Here is a 14,805-nt window from a genome sequence, read left to right on the forward strand (position 1 = left end):
GAGGCGTTGGCATACCTGATGCTCGACTGGCTCTCGAACCAGGAGGCACTGGTGATCGCGGTCCTGGCGCTGTTCGGGGCGGGCGGAGCCGGGACGCTGATCGTGCGGCAGCTGATTGGCGGCAAGAGCGACGACCGCGGCGGGATCCGCACCGAGGCGAGCGGCGGCTCGGCCGCGGTCACGAGCATCGGCAACGGCAACGTGGACGTGCGGCTGAACGAAACGGTCTCGACGGATCGTTTCGAGGAGTGGCGCACCCGGCTCGGCCTGTCGCGTACCGCGACGGCGCGGCTGGTGCGCGCGATGGATGCGGCGCAGCTCTCGCCCGATCGCGTCGATGCGCTGACGGCGGATCTGCGCACCGAAAGCGACGGCGGCGCCTGGGATGCGCTCGCCGAAGCGCTGGAAAGCGACGATCCGGCGGCTGCACGGGTCGAGCTGCAGGCGCTGGATGCCCGGCTGCGCCGCAAGGGCCGCGGCGCCTGACGGCCGTGCGGATGCCGGGCGAGCGAATCGAGACGGTGGCGCATGATGGCGGTGTCGCCGTCACGCATCTTGGCGACGGCGATGTTCGGATCGTCCGCGGCTATGCCATCTCGCTCGAGCTCTTCGAGAGCTACGCGCGCGAGCTCGACGTCAGCGAGCAGGCGCTTGCCAGCTTCTTCCGCACGCTCGACCGCGAGGCGGTGCCGCCCGAGCGGCTCGACGACGAGCTCCGGCGGATCGCGACAAGCTACCAGCGGCTGCGCGCCGAACTCCGCGCGTTCCGCCCGGACGACGTGGAGGTCCAGGCGCTGCGCGACGCGGCGGCGCAGGCGGTCGAGGCGGGCGAGCTCGACGAGGCAGGGCGCCGCCTGCTGGCGGCACAGCGGCTGGAGGTCGAGCGCGCGCGGGCGGCGCAGCGGGCCGCCGAGGCGCGGCTCTCGGGCGCGGCGAACCTGGCGGCGATGCGCGCCGACCTCGCTATGACCCAGCTCGACTATGCCGCAGCCGCGGAGATCCTGCGCGAGGCGCTGGGCCTGCTGCCGCGGCGCGCCACCGAGCGCGCCGGCTATCTCGAGCGCCTGAGCGAGGCCGAACGGCTGTCCGGCCGCTTCCGCGAGGCGCTCGTCGCTGCGGACGAGGCGCTGGGCTTCGCAGAGGCTTCGCCCGAATGGCCGACGGCGCGGAGCCGGTGGCTGCGCGCACGCGCCCTGCGAGAGCTCGGCGACTATGACGGTGCCGAGGCCGCACTCGACGCCGCGCTTGCCGACGCCGGCCCGGACGCAGACGCGCGGGTCGAGCTGATGATCGACCGGGCCGACCTGATGCGCGACCGTGGCCGGATCGCGCGCGCCCGCGCCGCATTCGATGAGCTGGGGGGCGCACTGGCCGACGCGGGCGGCGGAGCGCAACTGGCGTTGGCGCGGCTGCTGCACGGGCTGGGGCGTACCTGCTTCGCGGCCGGAGACTGGGGCGCCGCGGCCGATGCGCTGGGGCGCTGCCTGGAGATCCGGCGCGACGCGCTGCCGCGCGACCATCCCGCGACGACGCGCGCGATGATGGACCTCGCCCTCGTTCACCGCCGCACGGGCGCTCTCGGCGCGGCCGAGGCGCTCTGTGACGAGGCGCACGCCACCCTCGTCCGCGTCCTCGGCCCGACGCACCCGGACGTCGCCACCAGCCTCGACCATCTCGCGGGCCTCGCCGCCGAGCGGGGGGACCTGCCCAGGGCGCGCGACCTCTACAAGCGCGCCATCTCGCTCGCGAGCCGCACCCTGGGTGAGCGGCATCCCGATGTCGGGCAGGCGTGGAACAACCTCGGCTGCGTCGAGCTCGAGGCGGGCGAGACGGACCGCGCGCGCGAATCCTTTCGCACGGCGGTCGAGATGCTGACCGCCGCGCTGGGAGAGGACCACCCGGACTGCGGCGACGCGATTCACAACCTTGCGGGGGCGCTTCTCCGCCTCGGGGACCTGGAGGCGGCGGAGGCGGCGTGTGCGCGCGCGCTGGCGATCCGTATGGGCAAGTTCGGCGCGGGCAATCCGTCGACGGCCGATAGCCTCAGCCTCCGCGGCAGCCTCCGCCAGGCGGTGGGGCGCCTCGACGAGGCGGAGACCGATCATCTCGCGGCGCTGGAGGTCTGGCGGCGGTCATTCGGCGAGCATCATGTCGCGGTGGCGCAGGGCCTCTGCAACGTCGCGCGCCTCCATCTCGACCGCGGCGACCTGCGCGCGGCTCTGCCGGCCGCGCGGCATGCCCTGCGCGCGGCGCGGCGTGCGGTCGGGGATGGGCACCCGGTCACGGCGACGGCGCTCAACAACCTCGGCCACGCCGCCTTCCTCGCCGGCCGGAACCGGCGGGCGGCGCAGCTCCTCGACCATGCGCTGTCAATCCGGCGCACGCTGCACCCGGGCGAGCATCCCGAAACCGCGACGTGCCTCGCAAACCTCGCCGTGGTGCTCGAAACCTGCGGCGAGCACGACAGGGCGCGGGCGCTCGAGGCGGAGCACGTCGAGATAAGCCGGCGGCTTGCCGGTCCCGGCGCCTGAGGGTCAAGGCGCGACGTCCGGAAGCGTGGAGCGGGTAGCGGGAATCGAACCCGCACGACCTGCTTGGAAGGCAGGGGCGCTACCATTACACCATACCCGCGCGCGCCCTTGAGTTACGTCCGCCGGCCGTCTCCGTCAAGTTGCGCCACGCGTCGCCTGCGGAGCGATACGACCGGCGCTGCGGGGCCGGGAGCGAGCCGTGCCGACGGGCTGGCGGTTTGCGCTCCAGAGGCTAGTCTGCCGATGGGAGGATTACATGGCAGCACCGCAAGACACCGTCCGGCGCGGCCGGACGGTTCCGAAGGGGCGGCAGCTCGACGACGAGGCGCTGCGCGAGGTGCGCGACCTGCTGGGCACGCGGCCGCGCCGGCGCGACCTTCTGATCGAGCACCTGCACCTGATCCAGGATGCGCACGGCCACATCTCGGCGCCGCACATCCGGGCGCTGGCGGAGGAAATGACGCTGCCGCAGGCGGAGATCTACGAGGTCGCGACCTTCTACGCCCACTTCGACGTGGTGCGGGAGGGCGACCTGCCGCCGCCGCCGCTGACGGTGCGGGTCTGCGACTCGCTCTCCTGCGAGATGGCGGGGGCGCGGGAGCTGATGGCGGCGCTGATGGGCCGGACCGATCCGGCGGAGGTGCGGGTGGTGCGCGCGCCCTGCATGGGCCGGTGCGACGTCGCGCCCACCGCCGAGGTCGGGCACAACCATGTCGACCGCGCCACGCCCGAGGCCGTGCTGGCGGCGGTCGAGGCGGGCGCGGTGCATCCGCGGATGCCGGACTACGAGGGGCTCGACGCCTATCTGCGGACCGGCGGCTACGAGACGCTGGCGGAGCTCAGGCGGGGCGGCGACCCGGACGCGGTGCAGGCGCAGGTGGTGGAATCGGGCCTGAGGGGCCTCGGCGGCGCGGGCTTTCCCACCGGGAAGAAGTGGAGCTTCGTGCGCGGAGCCGAGCCGCCGACCTACCTCGCGGTGAACGGCGACGAGGGCGAGCCCGGCACCTTCAAGGACCGCTACTACCTCGAGCGGACGCCGCACGTCTTCCTCGAGGGGACGCTGATCGCGGCGTGGGCAGTCGGGGTCGACCGCTGTTACCTCTACATCCGCGACGAGTATCCTGCCGCCATAGAGATCCTGCGGCGGGAGATCGCGGCGCTGGAGCGAGCGGAGATCGCGGCGCCGGGCTTTCTGGAGATCCGACGCGGCGCGGGCGCTTACATCTGCGGCGAGGAGAGCGCCATGCTTGAGTCGATCGAGGGCAAGCGCGGAATGCCGCGGCACCGGCCGCCGTTCGTCGCGCAGGTGGGGCTCTGGGGGCGGCCGACGCTCGTGCACAACGTCGAGACGCTCTACTGGGTCGCACGGGTCTGCCGCGAGGGGCCGGAGACGCTGAACGGGGTGGAGTTGAACGGCCGGCGGGGGCTCCGGTCCTATTCGGTCAGCGGCCGGGTGCGGGCGCCGGGCATGTACCTGCTGCCGGCGGGCTCGACGGTCCGTGACGTGATTGCGGCGGCCGGCGGCATGGCTGATGGGCACGAGCTGAAGGCGTACCAGCCGGGCGGGCCGTCCTCGGGGCTGCTGCCGGCGCGGCTCGACCACTTGCCGCTCGATTTCGACACCCTGGCGGGGGAGGGCAGCTTCATCGGCTCGGCGGCGATCGTGGTGCTGAGCCAGCACGATTCGGCGCGCGGCGCGGCGCTGAACATGCTCAGGTTCTTCGAGGACGAGAGCTGCGGCCAGTGCACGCCCTGCCGCGTGGGCTGCGAGAAGGCGGTGAAGCTGATGGGGGCGGAGCGCTGGGACCGGCCGCTGCTGGAGGAGCTGGCGGAGGTGATGCGCGACGCTTCTATCTGCGGCCTGGGGCAGGCGGCGTCGAATCCGTTCCTGCTGACGATGAAGCACTTCCCCGACGAGGTCTGACCGGCTGCCTGAATGTGCGCCTTGCGGCGCGAGACATGTTCCGCCGCCCGCGCCTCCGCGCGGCGTCGGCTGTGGGCGCGGGGTGGCGGCACCTTTCGCTCGGCCGGGCGTTGGCTTAGGTGAACCGCGAGAGGATCTGCCCATGTCGTTTTTCGGAAAGCTGAAGGACCGGCTCTTCAAGTCCTCCTCGAAGCTCGAGGAGGGGCTCGACGCGATCGTGGCGGAGGGCGGCGAAGTCGCGGCCTCGGACGTGCCGGACCCCGGACCGCCGGCGCCGGGCCCCGACATCCCGCCGTCGCAGCCGACGCCGACGGAGCCCGACCTGCCGCCGGGGGAGCCGCCGGTGCCGGGCCCGGGACCCGAGCCCGGGCCGGACGAGGTGCCGCCCTCGACGCCGGACCCGGTGCGGCCGCCGGAGACCGAGCCCACGCCCGCCGAGGAGCCGGAGCCGGTGCCGCCGGCCACGCCGGAAGAGGTGCCGCAGGACGTGCCGCAGCCGGAAGAGCCGCCGGTACGCGAGCCGCAGCCGGCGCCCGAACCGCCGGGCGTGCCCCCGCGCGAGCCCGAGCCGACGCGCCAGACGCCGCCGATGGAGGTGCCGCCCACGCCGGGCGGCACCGTCGCCGACGCCCCGGCCTCGCCGGCGGCCGAGAGCCCGCGTCCGGGCTTCTTCGACCGCCTGCTGGGCCGGGGCCGCGCGGCCGCGCCGGTGATCCGGCGGACGCTCGACGACGACATGCTCGAGAGCCTCGAGGAACTGCTGATCTCCGCCGACATGGGCGTCGACACCGCATTGCGGGTGACGGCGAACCTGGCCGAGGGGCACTTCGGACGGAAGCTCTCGGTCGAGGAGATCAAGGGCCTGCTCTCGGCCGAGATCGCCCGCGTCATGGAGGCGGTGGCGAGGCCGATGCCGCTCTATCCGAGGAAGCCGCAGGTGGTGCTGGTCGTGGGCGTCAACGGGTCAGGCAAGACTACCACCATCGGGAAGCTGGCGAGCCAGTTCCGCGCCGCCGGCAAGTCGGTCATCATCGCCGCGGGCGACACGTTCCGCGCGGCGGCGGTCGAGCAGCTCCAGGTCTGGGGCGAGCGCGCCGGCGTGCCGGTGATGAAGGCCGAGCAGGGGACCGATCCTGCCAGCCTCGCCTTCGACGCGCTCACGCGGGCGCAGGCGGAGGGGACGGACCTCCTGATGATCGACACCGCCGGGCGGCTGCAGAACCGCGCCGACCTGATGGAGGAGCTGGCCAAGATCGTCCGCGTGCTGCGCAAGAAGGATCCCGACGCGCCGCACAACACCATCCTCGTGCTCGACGCCACCACCGGTCAGAACGCGCTGAGCCAGGTCGAGACGTTCCGAAGGATGGCGGACGTGTCGGGCCTGGTGATGACCAAGCTCGACGGCACCGCCAAGGGCGGCGTCCTCGTCGCGCTGGCGGACCGCTTCGGCCTGCCGATCCACGCGATCGGCGTCGGCGAGCAGATCGACGACCTGCAGCCGTTCGATCCCCAGGACTTTGCCCGCGCCCTGACGGGCGCCGCGGCTTGACGCGTCAGCGCGGCTCCTTCTGCGACGTGAGCCTCGCGAGCAGGAGCCGCATCAGCCAGAGCACGATCAGCGCGACGCCCGTCGCGAGGCTCGCGAGCATCAGCTGCCCCAGCCCGCAGGCGACGCCGATCGCGCCGCCGAGCCACAGGCCGGCGCCGGTGGTCAGGCCGCGCACCTTGTCGTGGTCGGTGAAGATCATGCCGGCCGCGAGGAACGCGACTCCGCTGGTGATCGCTTCGATCAGGCGGATCGGATCCGTGCGCATGGCGTCGCTGCCGCCCGCCACCTCGAGCTGCATCAGTTCGAAGGTGAGCAGCGTGAAGATGCACGCCGCGAGGGAGACGAGCATGTGCGTCCTCAGGCCCGCCGGCTTGGTCGCCACCTCGCGCTCCCAGCCGATGATCCCGCCGAGCAGCAGCGCGAAGAGCATTCGCATCGAGGCGACCTGCCACGATACCGCGGCGAACGGGTCGCCGAAGTCGGTGATGAATTCGTCGAACATCCGGATAGTCCCTTTTAGCGACAATATGACGCCCGAACCCGGCGCCTGTTCCACCGCATGAGCGAGTGGCTCGTCTCGCTCGAGGGGACGGAGGCGGGGCGGCAGCTGGCCACGGTGCTCGCGCTGTCGGCGGCCGTTCTGCACGCGCTCTTCGGTGCGCTGCAGAAGGGTCGGCACGACCCGTGGATGAGCCGCGGCGCGATCGACGTATTCGCCTTCCTGATCGCGCTGCCGCTCGCGCTCTTCGTGGTGCCGTGGCCGGAGCCGCACATGTGGCCGATCTTCGTCGGCGTCTTCGTGATCCACCAGGGCTACAAGCTGTCGCAGGCTTGGTGCTATTCGCGCGGGGCCTACACGGTGGTCTATCCGGTGGTACGCGGGACCGGGCCGCTCTTCACCGTGATCGGCGCCTACCTGATCTTCGGCGAGCGGTTCACGCTGGTCCAGTGGGGCGGCGTGGGCGTCCTGCTCGCCGGCATCTACGGCCTCGCCCTCTACAACCTGCGCAACATCGTTGCGGACCGCGAGCGACTGCCGCTGGCGCTATGGCTTGCGGTGCTGACGGGCTGCTTCGTGGCGCTCTATACCACCTACGACGCCTACGGCATCCGGGCGACGGCGGACCCCTTCACCTTCGTCGTCTGGTTCTTCCTGCTCGACGCCTGGTTCATGCCGCTCATCGTGGCGGTGCGGTGGCGGCACGACCGGACGCCGCTCGACCTCGGCCTGGCGGTGCGCGGGGCGACCGGCGCGGTCATCGGATTTCTCTCCTTCGGATCGGTCATGCTCGCGACGCGGCTCGACAAGGTGGGCGAGGCCGCGGTGCTGCGCGAGACGAGCGTCGTCTTCGCTGCGCTGATCGGCTGGCTCTTCCTCGGCGAGACGGTGGGGCCGAAGCGCACCGCCCTCATGGTGTTGATCGCGGCGGGGGCCGTGCTAGTAGAGAGCGGCGGCTGAACCGGGGGCGAAATGAGCGCAGGCAAGTGGAAGACGGTGCTCGAGCTCGGGCCGATCGCGCTGTTCTTCGCGGGCTACCTGCTCCTGCGCGAGAGGACCTTCAACCTCGCCGGCACCGAGTACACCGGCTTCATCGTCATCACCGCGCTCTTCGTGCCGCTGATGGCCGCCAGCACGTTCGCGCTCTGGCGCCTGACCGGGCGCCTCAGCCGGATGCAGGTCGTGACGCTTGTGCTGGTGGTGATCTTCGGCGGCCTGACTGTGTGGCTGAACGACGAGCGCTTCTTCAAGATGAAGCCCACGCTCATCTACCTGATCTTCGGCGGCATCCTCGGTTTCGGCCTGCTCCGGGGCGAGAGCTACCTGCGCCTCGTCATGAACGAAGTCGTTCCGCTCGACGCCGAGGGCTGGATGATGCTCACCCGGCGGCTGACTGCGCTCTTCTTCGGCCTCGCCATCCTCAATGAGGTGGTCTGGCGGACGATGTCTACCGACGCCTGGGTCAACTTCAAGACCTTCGGCCTGACCGCCGCGATCTTCCTGTTCTTCGTCACGCAGAACCGCCTCTTCCGCGACCACGGCGTCGAGGACTGAGCCTGACCGATCCGATCAGCAACAGTTGCGCCGCCGCGCCCGTCCCGCCGGGCCACGCCGGCGCCGACCCGTGTCGTGGAGTTGGCGCTGCGTCAGCTATCGCCCAAGGCGAGGTGGCGCGGCGCGGCTCCGAATTAATGAGAGGTCCCCCACCTTGCGGTGACGGACCCCGTCTCGAGCAGACCAGGTCTAGTGGGTCTTGCGCTCAAGCCCGGCGCGCAAAGAGCACGCTCTGCGCGTCACGGTCCTTCTGCAGGTTGCTCCGCAGTTCCTCCTTGACCGCGCGCCCGCGGCGAACGCCCTCGCGCGATTCCACGAGGTCGAGCCATCTCGCCATGTTCGGCTTGTCGTCCAGCGTCTGCTGCTGCCCCTCCCAGAGCGAGGCCCACGGCCAGATCGCCATGTCCGCGATGGAGAAGAAGTCGCCAGCGACATACTCGTTCTGCGCCAGCCGCCGGTCGAGCACGCCGTAAAGCCGTCCGGTCTCGCCCCGGTAGCGCTCCTTGGCGTAGGGCAGGTCGTTCGGCGGGTCCATCGCGGGGGCGTACTTCAGGAAGTGGTGCGCCTGGCCCGCCATCGGGCCGACGCCGCCCATCTGCCACATCAGCCACTCCTCGACCGCCACCCGCTCGCGCTCGGTCGAGCCGTAGAAGCTCCCGGTCTTGCGCGCGAGATACTGCAGGATTGCGCCAGACTCGAAGATCGAGATCGGCTGGCCGTCCGGCCCGTCATGGTCGACGATGGCGGGCATCCGGTTGTTCGGCGCGATCTTCAGGAAGTCCGGCTCGAACTGCTCGCCCTTGCCGATGTTCACGGTGTGGACCTCGTAGGGCAGGCCCATTTCCTCGAGGGCGATGGTGACTTTCCAGCCGTTCGGCGTGGGCCAGTAATGGAGGTCGATCGGGCGGGTCATGCAGTCTCCTTCGCGTTCATCGTTCGATGTGTGACATTGGGGTTCGGGACGGTCGAGGCAACCTTCTGACGGCTGCGGCGGCCGCACAGGCCATGTGCGCGGACCGGCGAACGCGCTTGACCCGGGGCACCCGGAGGACTAAGCGCGCGGCGTGGCGATTTGTTCACCTGATTGCGGGCCACGTTAAACATGCCGCTAAAGAGGGCAGGGCTTGCCCCCGGCGCTCTTGGCGGTGGGGGCTTTTTCGTGCCGGCCGGGCCGGAGGCTAGGAAATGAGCGACTGGAAGACGCGGACGCGGCTGGTGCACGAGGGTGTGCGGCGGTCGGGCTACGGCGAGGTCAGCGAGGCGATCTTCCTCACCCAGGGCTTCGTTTACGATACGGCGGAGCAGGCCGAGGCGCGGTTCCAGGCGGCGGGCGAGGACGAGTATATCTACGCCCGCTACGGCAACCCGACCGTCCGGATGTTCGAGGAGCGCATTGCCGGGCTGGAGGGCACAGAGGACGGCTTCGCCCTCGCCAGCGGCATGGCCGCGGTCAACGCCGCGCTAACCTCGATGCTCCGCGCCGGCGACCACGTCGTCTCGTCCCGCGCGCTCTTCGGCTCGTGCCTTTACATCCTCGAGGAGATCCTGCCCCGGTTCGGCGTCGAGGTGACCTTCGTGGACGGCACCGACGTCGACCAGTGGCGCCGCGCGGTCCGCCGCGGCACGAAGGCCGTCTTCTTCGAGACCGTCTCGAACCCCGTGCTCGAGGTCATCGATGTGGCCGCGGTGGCCGAGATCGCCCACGGCGTCGGCGCCACGGTGATCGCCGACAACGTCTTCGCCACGCCGATCTTCAGCCGCGCCGTCGAGCAGGGCGTCGATGTCGTCGTCTACTCCGCCACCAAGCACATCGACGGGCAGGGCCGCGCGCTGGGCGGGGTCGTGCTCGGCACCCGCGAGTTCATCCGCAAGACGCTGGAGCCTTACGTCAAGCACACCGGCGCGGCGATGAGCCCCTTCACCGCCTGGATCATGCTCAAGGGCATGGAAACGCTCGACCTGCGCGTCCGGGCGCAATCCGCAACCGCGCAGCGGCTGGCCGAGGCGCTGGACGGCGACGCCCGCGTCTCCGTGATCTACCCGGGCCTCCCCCGCCATCCGCAGCACGACCTCGCCATGCGCCAGATGGGGCAGGGGGGCACGGTCCTCTCGCTCGACATCGCGGGTGGGCAGCCGGCGGCGTTCCGCTTTCTGAACGCGCTCGAGGTTGTGACGATCTCGAACAACCTCGGCGACGCCAAATCGATCGTCACCCACCCCGCCACGACCACGCACCAGCGCCTGCCGGACGAGGCCAAGGCCGCGCTCGGCATCACGCCGGGCCTCGTGCGGCTCTCGGCGGGGCTCGAGGACCCCGACGACTTGGTGGCTGACCTCCGCCGGGCGCTCGACGCGATCTGATCCCTCGCGCCGCGGAACTTCTGCGTGGAAAAGCGGCGTCGAAGCGCCTATCTGCAAGGCTGCGTCGGGACGAACCGGGAGAACGGCGATGAACATCCACTCCAGCGAGATCGGGCGCAGCCTCGGGCGCGCCGACGCCCGCCGCGCCCTCGACCTGCTCCGCGACTGGGCCGCCTCCGCCTCCGCCGACGAGATCGCCGCGCTCGATCCCGCCCTCGCCCGGCTGCTTCCCGCGCCGCGTCCGGTCTCGTACCCGGACCTGCGACGGACCTACGACGAAGGCTTCGCGCCCGACGCCGCCTACCGTGCCACGCTGCCCGACCTGCAGAACGCCCCCGCCTCGTCGATCCGCGGCGCGGTGGAGCCGATCCAGCACGTCGGCATCTCGCACTTCCGCCTGCCGATCCGCTACCGCCTGCGCAGCGGCGGCGACATCACGCTCGAGACGTCCGTCACCGGAACCGTCAGCCTCGAGGCCGGCAAGAAGGGCATCAACATGAGCCGCATCATGCGCTCGTTCTACGCCCACGCCGAGAGTGACTTCTCCTTTGACGTGATCGAGGCCGCGCTCGACGACTACAAGGCCGACCTCGGCAGCATCGACGCCCGCATCCAGATGCGCTTCTCGTTCCCGATGCGCCGCCCCAGCTTGCGCTCGGGCCTCGAGGGCTGGCAGTATTACGACATCGCGCTCGAGCTGGTGGAGCGGGAGGGCGTGCGCCACCGGATCGTGCATCTCGACTACGTCTATTCCTCGACCTGCCCCTGCTCGCTCGAGCTGGCGGAACACGCTCGGCGCGAGCGCGGGCAGCTTGCCACGCCGCACTCGCAGCGCTCGGTCGCGCGGATCTCCGTCGAGATCGACCAGTCCGCCCGCTGCCTCTGGTTCGAGGATCTCGTCGACCTCTGCCGCCGCGCGCTGCCGACCGAAACCCAGGTGATGGTCAAGCGCGAGGACGAGCAGGCCTTCGCCGAGCTCAACGCCGCGAACCCGGTCTTCGTCGAGGACGCCGCGCGGCTCTTCTGCGAGTCGCTGCAGGCCGACGACCGGATCGGCGACTTCCGCATCGTCGCCAGCCACCAGGAGAGCCTGCACAGCCACGACGCGGTCTCGATCCTGGTGCAGGGTCCGCTCTTCGACGCGGCCAGCCTCGATCCGCGCCTCTTCGCGACGCTGCGCCACGCAGGCTGAGGGCGCGCCTGCGCCGTTGACAGAGGTCCGGCGCCGGGACAAGCCTCCGGCCATGATCGACGTCCGCCCGGTGGGATACGTGACCGGCCTGCTCGTGGCGTTCCTCGGGGCGACGATGCTGGTGCCGATGATGGCCGACATGGCCGCCGGCAACGGCGAATGGCCGGTGTTCCTCGAAAGCGCGATCGTCACCTCGCTCGCCGGCGGCCTCACCGCGCTCGCCTGCTCGAACGGCGTCTCGCAGGGCCTGACGCGGCAGCAGACCTTCCTGCTCGCGCCCGCGATCTGGTTCATCCTGCCGGTCTTCGGGGCGATCCCCTTCGTGCTGGGCGCGACCGAGGCGCGCGTGGTCGACGCGCTCTTCGAGGCGATGTCGGGCATCACCACCACCGGCTCGACCGTCTTCGTCGGGCTCGACCACCTGCCGTGGGGGATCCTGCTCTGGCGCTCGATGCTGCAATGGTTCGGCGGCATCGGCATCATCGTTGTCGCGATGGTGTTCCTGCCCGAGCTCCGCGTCGGCGGGATGCAGATGTTCCGCTCCGAGGCGTTCGAGACGATGGGCAAGATCCTGCCCCGCGCGGCCGAGATCGCCGCGCGGATCAGCTGGATCTACGTCTGGATGACCTTCGCCTGCTACCTTGCCTACCTCGCCAGCGGCATGTCGAGCTTCGACGCGATCAACCACGCGCTCACCACCCTCGCGACCGGGGGCTTCTCGACCCGCGACGCTTCCTTCGGCGCGTTCAGCGCGAGCGCGGAGTATGTCGCGACGCTCTTCATGTTCCTCGCGGCGCTGCCTTTCGTGCTCTACGTACAGGTCGTCTCGGGCACCACTCGCCCGCTCCTGATGGACTCTCAGGTCAGGGCGTTTTTCGGTATGCTCGCCGTCGCGACGAGCCTCCTTGCCCTCTACCTGCTGTTCATGGGCCTCTTTCAGGGCGAGGCGTCGCTGCGCGAGGCGCTCTTCAACGTCACCTCGATCGCCACCGGCACCGGCTACGCCAGCGTCGACTACCAGCTTTGGGGCCCGTTCGCGATGGTGGTGTTCTTCGCCATCGGCCTCGTCGGCGGCTGCGCCGGCTCGACCACCTGCTCGATCAAGATCTTCCGCTACCAGATCCTGTTCTCCGCCATCCGCGCGCAGATCCGGCGCATTCACCAGCCGCACGGCCTCTTCGTGCCGCGCTACGGGGGCAAGCCGGTGACCGAGGACGTGCTGAGTTCCGTGATGGCGCTCTTCGTCGTGTTCATCGTGTCGATCGGAGGACTCTCCGTCCTGCTGACCGTGACCGGTCTCGACCTCGTCACCTCGCTCTCGGGCGCGGCGACGGCGATCCTCAACATCGGCCCCGGCCTCGGCGACCGGATTGGTCCCGCCGGCAACTTCGCCGGTCTCAACGACTCGGCGAAGTGGCTCCAGACCGCCGCGATGCTGGTCGGCCGGCTCGAGCTCATGGTCGTGCTGGTACTCTTCACCCGCACCTTCTGGCGCGGCTGACGCTCAGTCCCAGCAACCTACCCGCACCGTCAGGTCCACCGCCAGCCGCTCGAGGTCCTCAGGCGCCACCGGCGCGTCACCGTCAGTGGCCGCCACCGTCAGCCCCGCCTGCGCCAGGAACGTCGCGACCGCCGCCGCATTTGCCGCCACCGCGTGGCCGGGCGCGCCGTGCGGCAGCAGGACGCCCACCACCGCGCCGCTCTCGTCCAGCACCGGCCCGCCTGCGTCACCCTCCTCGGCCGCGAGCGCCAGGCGCTTGCGCCCCTCCGCCTCCACGTGCGCCGCGACCCGGCCCCAGGTCAGCGCGGGCGCCGGCAGGACGCCACCGAACGGAAAGCCCGCCACCGCGACCTCCGACTCGATCCGCGGCAGCGCCGAGCGAAACCGCGCCGTCGCCGGCGCCGACATTGTCTCGCGCGGCCGGAGGAGCGCGAGGCCCAGCCGCTCGTCCCGCGCCGCCACCTCGGCCTCCGTGCCGTCGTCGAGGGTGATGCGCCCGCACCGCGCCACCGCCTCCGCCGCCGTCAGCGTCGCGCCGCTCGCGTCGACGTAGAACCCGCTCAACCCCCGCGCCGGCCGCCGTACCTCCAGCCCCGCCAGCAGGTCCGGCACCGGCGCCGCCCCGTCCTCCACGCCGCCCAGCACGCCCGGCAGCGGCCGGAAGCTCGCCCGCATCTCCTCCAGCACCCGCCGCCCCCGCGCCTCGTCGGCCGCCGGCCAGACCAGCGTGAAGCCCTTCACCGCGTCGCCCGCCAGCTCGGCGAAGGTCCACGAGATCAGCTCCGCGCCGCGCCCCTCGATGGTGAAGGACCGGCTGCCCAGCTCCCGCGGCCCCTGCGGCGGCACGACCGGCAGCGTCTGCATGATGTCGTAGAGCCCGCGCAGCGTCGCCAGCCCGCCCGGCTGGCTGATCAGCAGCACCCGCACCGGCAGGTCGCCCGTCGGCTCGTACCGCGCGAACGGCGGCGCGTAGCGGTCGAACCCGACCACCCCCGCCGGCACCGCGATCTCCACGCCCGCCCGCTCGTCGCGGACCGTCTCCATCCCGAGTTCCGCCAGCACCGCGCGCCAGCCGCCGAGCAGCACCTCCCGCTGCGCCGCCGTCAGCACGCCAGTCGCCGGATACCCCTCCGCCGCCTGCCAGCTCCGCATCGCCGCGCGCGTGCCCGGCCCGAAGGCTGCGTCCACAGCGCCATCGTAGACACCGGCAAAGGCCAACGCGCGCTGCACCTCCTCACGCTCCCGAGCACTCAGCAGCCGCTCCGCCTGCCGCGCCTCCGCAACGGTCTGGTCCGCCGCGCGCGTCGGCGGTTCGTCCAGCCGCGCGACCGAGACCCCGTCCGCCGGCCAGAACCGCTCGCCGTAGCTCGCCCCGTCCGAGACGTAACTGTCTCCGGGAATCGCGCCGCCCGACCTCAGCCGGCTCAGCTCCGCCTCCGCCGTTGCGCGGTCATAGGGGCCCAGCGCCACCGCCCACCAGCGCTGTCCCAGCCGGAACCCCGCCACGTCGTCCAGTCGCGCGGCATAGTTCTCCGCTGCCGCCGCGGCCTCGGCGCGCGTCGGCTGCGCCTCGATCTGCACCCATGCTTCCTGCGCCGTCGCCGCGGCGGCCACCAACCAGAGGCACGCCGCCCCGAACACTCGTCTCATACCGCCGTCCCTTGGCTGACCGTCGGCGCGAGCCTAGCAGAGCG

At 71.4% G+C, this 14,805-nt stretch carries 12 protein-coding genes, 1 tRNA gene and 1 riboswitch; of the genes, 9 read left to right on the forward strand and 4 right to left on the reverse strand.

Features of this window, described 5'->3' with window-relative positions; translation table 11 throughout:
- Positions 1-6 precede the first annotated feature (6 nt).
- Together JM664_RS09130 and JM664_RS09135 are read left to right on the forward strand one after the other, a co-directional pair.
- Positions 7-486, forward strand: a complete 480-nt coding sequence (locus JM664_RS09130; protein ID WP_227419599.1) for a hypothetical protein — start codon at positions 7-9, stop codon at positions 484-486.
- A gap of 11 nt (positions 487-497) precedes the next feature.
- Positions 498-2,531, forward strand: coding sequence for a tetratricopeptide repeat protein (locus JM664_RS09135; protein WP_227419600.1), 2,034 nt, complete (start codon positions 498-500; stop codon positions 2,529-2,531).
- Between the two features lie 26 nt (positions 2,532-2,557).
- Here JM664_RS09135 and JM664_RS09140 read toward each other — a convergent pair.
- A tRNA-Gly gene (locus tag JM664_RS09140) sits at positions 2,558-2,631 on the reverse strand.
- Between the two features lie 156 nt (positions 2,632-2,787).
- Between JM664_RS09140 and JM664_RS09145 the strand changes: the two genes are divergently transcribed.
- Both JM664_RS09145 and ftsY read left to right on the forward strand, forming a co-directional pair.
- Positions 2,788-4,455, forward strand: coding sequence for an NAD(P)H-dependent oxidoreductase subunit E (locus tag JM664_RS09145; protein WP_227419601.1), 1,668 nt, complete (start codon positions 2,788-2,790; stop codon positions 4,453-4,455).
- A gap of 142 nt (positions 4,456-4,597) precedes the next feature.
- The gene (ftsY, locus tag JM664_RS09150) at positions 4,598-6,004 is read left to right on the forward strand and encodes a signal recognition particle-docking protein FtsY (RefSeq protein ID WP_227419602.1); all 1,407 of its coding nucleotides are present in this window, start codon (positions 4,598-4,600) and stop codon (positions 6,002-6,004) included.
- Positions 6,005-6,008: 4 nt separating this feature from the next.
- Here the strand turns inward: ftsY and JM664_RS09155 are convergent, their stop codons facing one another.
- Positions 6,009-6,506, reverse strand: a complete 498-nt coding sequence (locus JM664_RS09155; RefSeq protein WP_227419603.1) for an MgtC/SapB family protein — start codon at positions 6,504-6,506, stop codon at positions 6,009-6,011.
- Positions 6,507-6,563: 57 nt separating this feature from the next.
- Here JM664_RS09155 and JM664_RS09160 point away from each other — a divergent pair, with 57 nt between their 5' ends.
- Entirely contained in the window at positions 6,564-7,463 is a 900-nt protein-coding gene (locus JM664_RS09160) for an EamA family transporter (protein WP_227419604.1), read from the forward strand.
- Between the two features lie 12 nt (positions 7,464-7,475).
- A complete protein-coding gene (locus tag JM664_RS09165; protein ID WP_227419605.1) occupies positions 7,476-8,057 on the forward strand; it encodes an inner membrane-spanning protein YciB in 582 nt (193 codons plus the stop codon).
- A gap of 205 nt (positions 8,058-8,262) precedes the next feature.
- On the opposite strand, the gene JM664_RS09170 is transcribed toward JM664_RS09165, so the two are convergent.
- The gene (locus tag JM664_RS09170; protein WP_227419606.1) at positions 8,263-8,970 is read right to left on the reverse strand and encodes a glutathione S-transferase N-terminal domain-containing protein; all 708 of its coding nucleotides are present in this window, start codon (positions 8,968-8,970) and stop codon (positions 8,263-8,265) included.
- Between the two features lie 141 nt (positions 8,971-9,111).
- Positions 9,112-9,190: riboswitch (SAM riboswitch) on the forward strand.
- Positions 9,191-9,242: 52 nt separating this feature from the next.
- Here JM664_RS09170 and metZ point away from each other — a divergent pair.
- From metZ to JM664_RS09185, 3 genes are all read left to right on the forward strand, one after another.
- Positions 9,243-10,418, forward strand: coding sequence for an O-succinylhomoserine sulfhydrylase (gene metZ / locus JM664_RS09175; protein ID WP_227419607.1), 1,176 nt, complete (start codon positions 9,243-9,245; stop codon positions 10,416-10,418).
- Between the two features lie 88 nt (positions 10,419-10,506).
- Positions 10,507-11,610 (forward strand): GTP cyclohydrolase FolE2, encoded by a 1,104-nt coding sequence (gene folE2 / locus JM664_RS09180; protein ID WP_227419608.1) that lies wholly within the window; start codon positions 10,507-10,509, stop codon positions 11,608-11,610.
- A gap of 52 nt (positions 11,611-11,662) precedes the next feature.
- Positions 11,663-13,111, forward strand: a complete 1,449-nt coding sequence (locus JM664_RS09185; RefSeq protein ID WP_227419609.1) for a TrkH family potassium uptake protein — start codon at positions 11,663-11,665, stop codon at positions 13,109-13,111.
- Positions 13,112-13,114: 3 nt separating this feature from the next.
- Here the strand turns inward: JM664_RS09185 and JM664_RS09195 are convergent, their stop codons facing one another.
- Positions 13,115-14,761 carry a serine protease gene (locus JM664_RS09195; RefSeq protein ID WP_264465594.1) on the reverse strand — a complete coding sequence of 549 codons (1,647 nt, stop codon included), beginning with the start codon at positions 14,759-14,761 and terminating at the stop codon, positions 13,115-13,117.
- Between the last annotated feature and the right edge of the window lie 44 nt (positions 14,762-14,805).

It is taken from the genome of Roseitranquillus sediminis, assembly GCF_016918935.1.
GTDB lineage: Bacteria > Pseudomonadota > Alphaproteobacteria > Rhodobacterales > Rhodobacteraceae > Roseitranquillus > Roseitranquillus sediminis.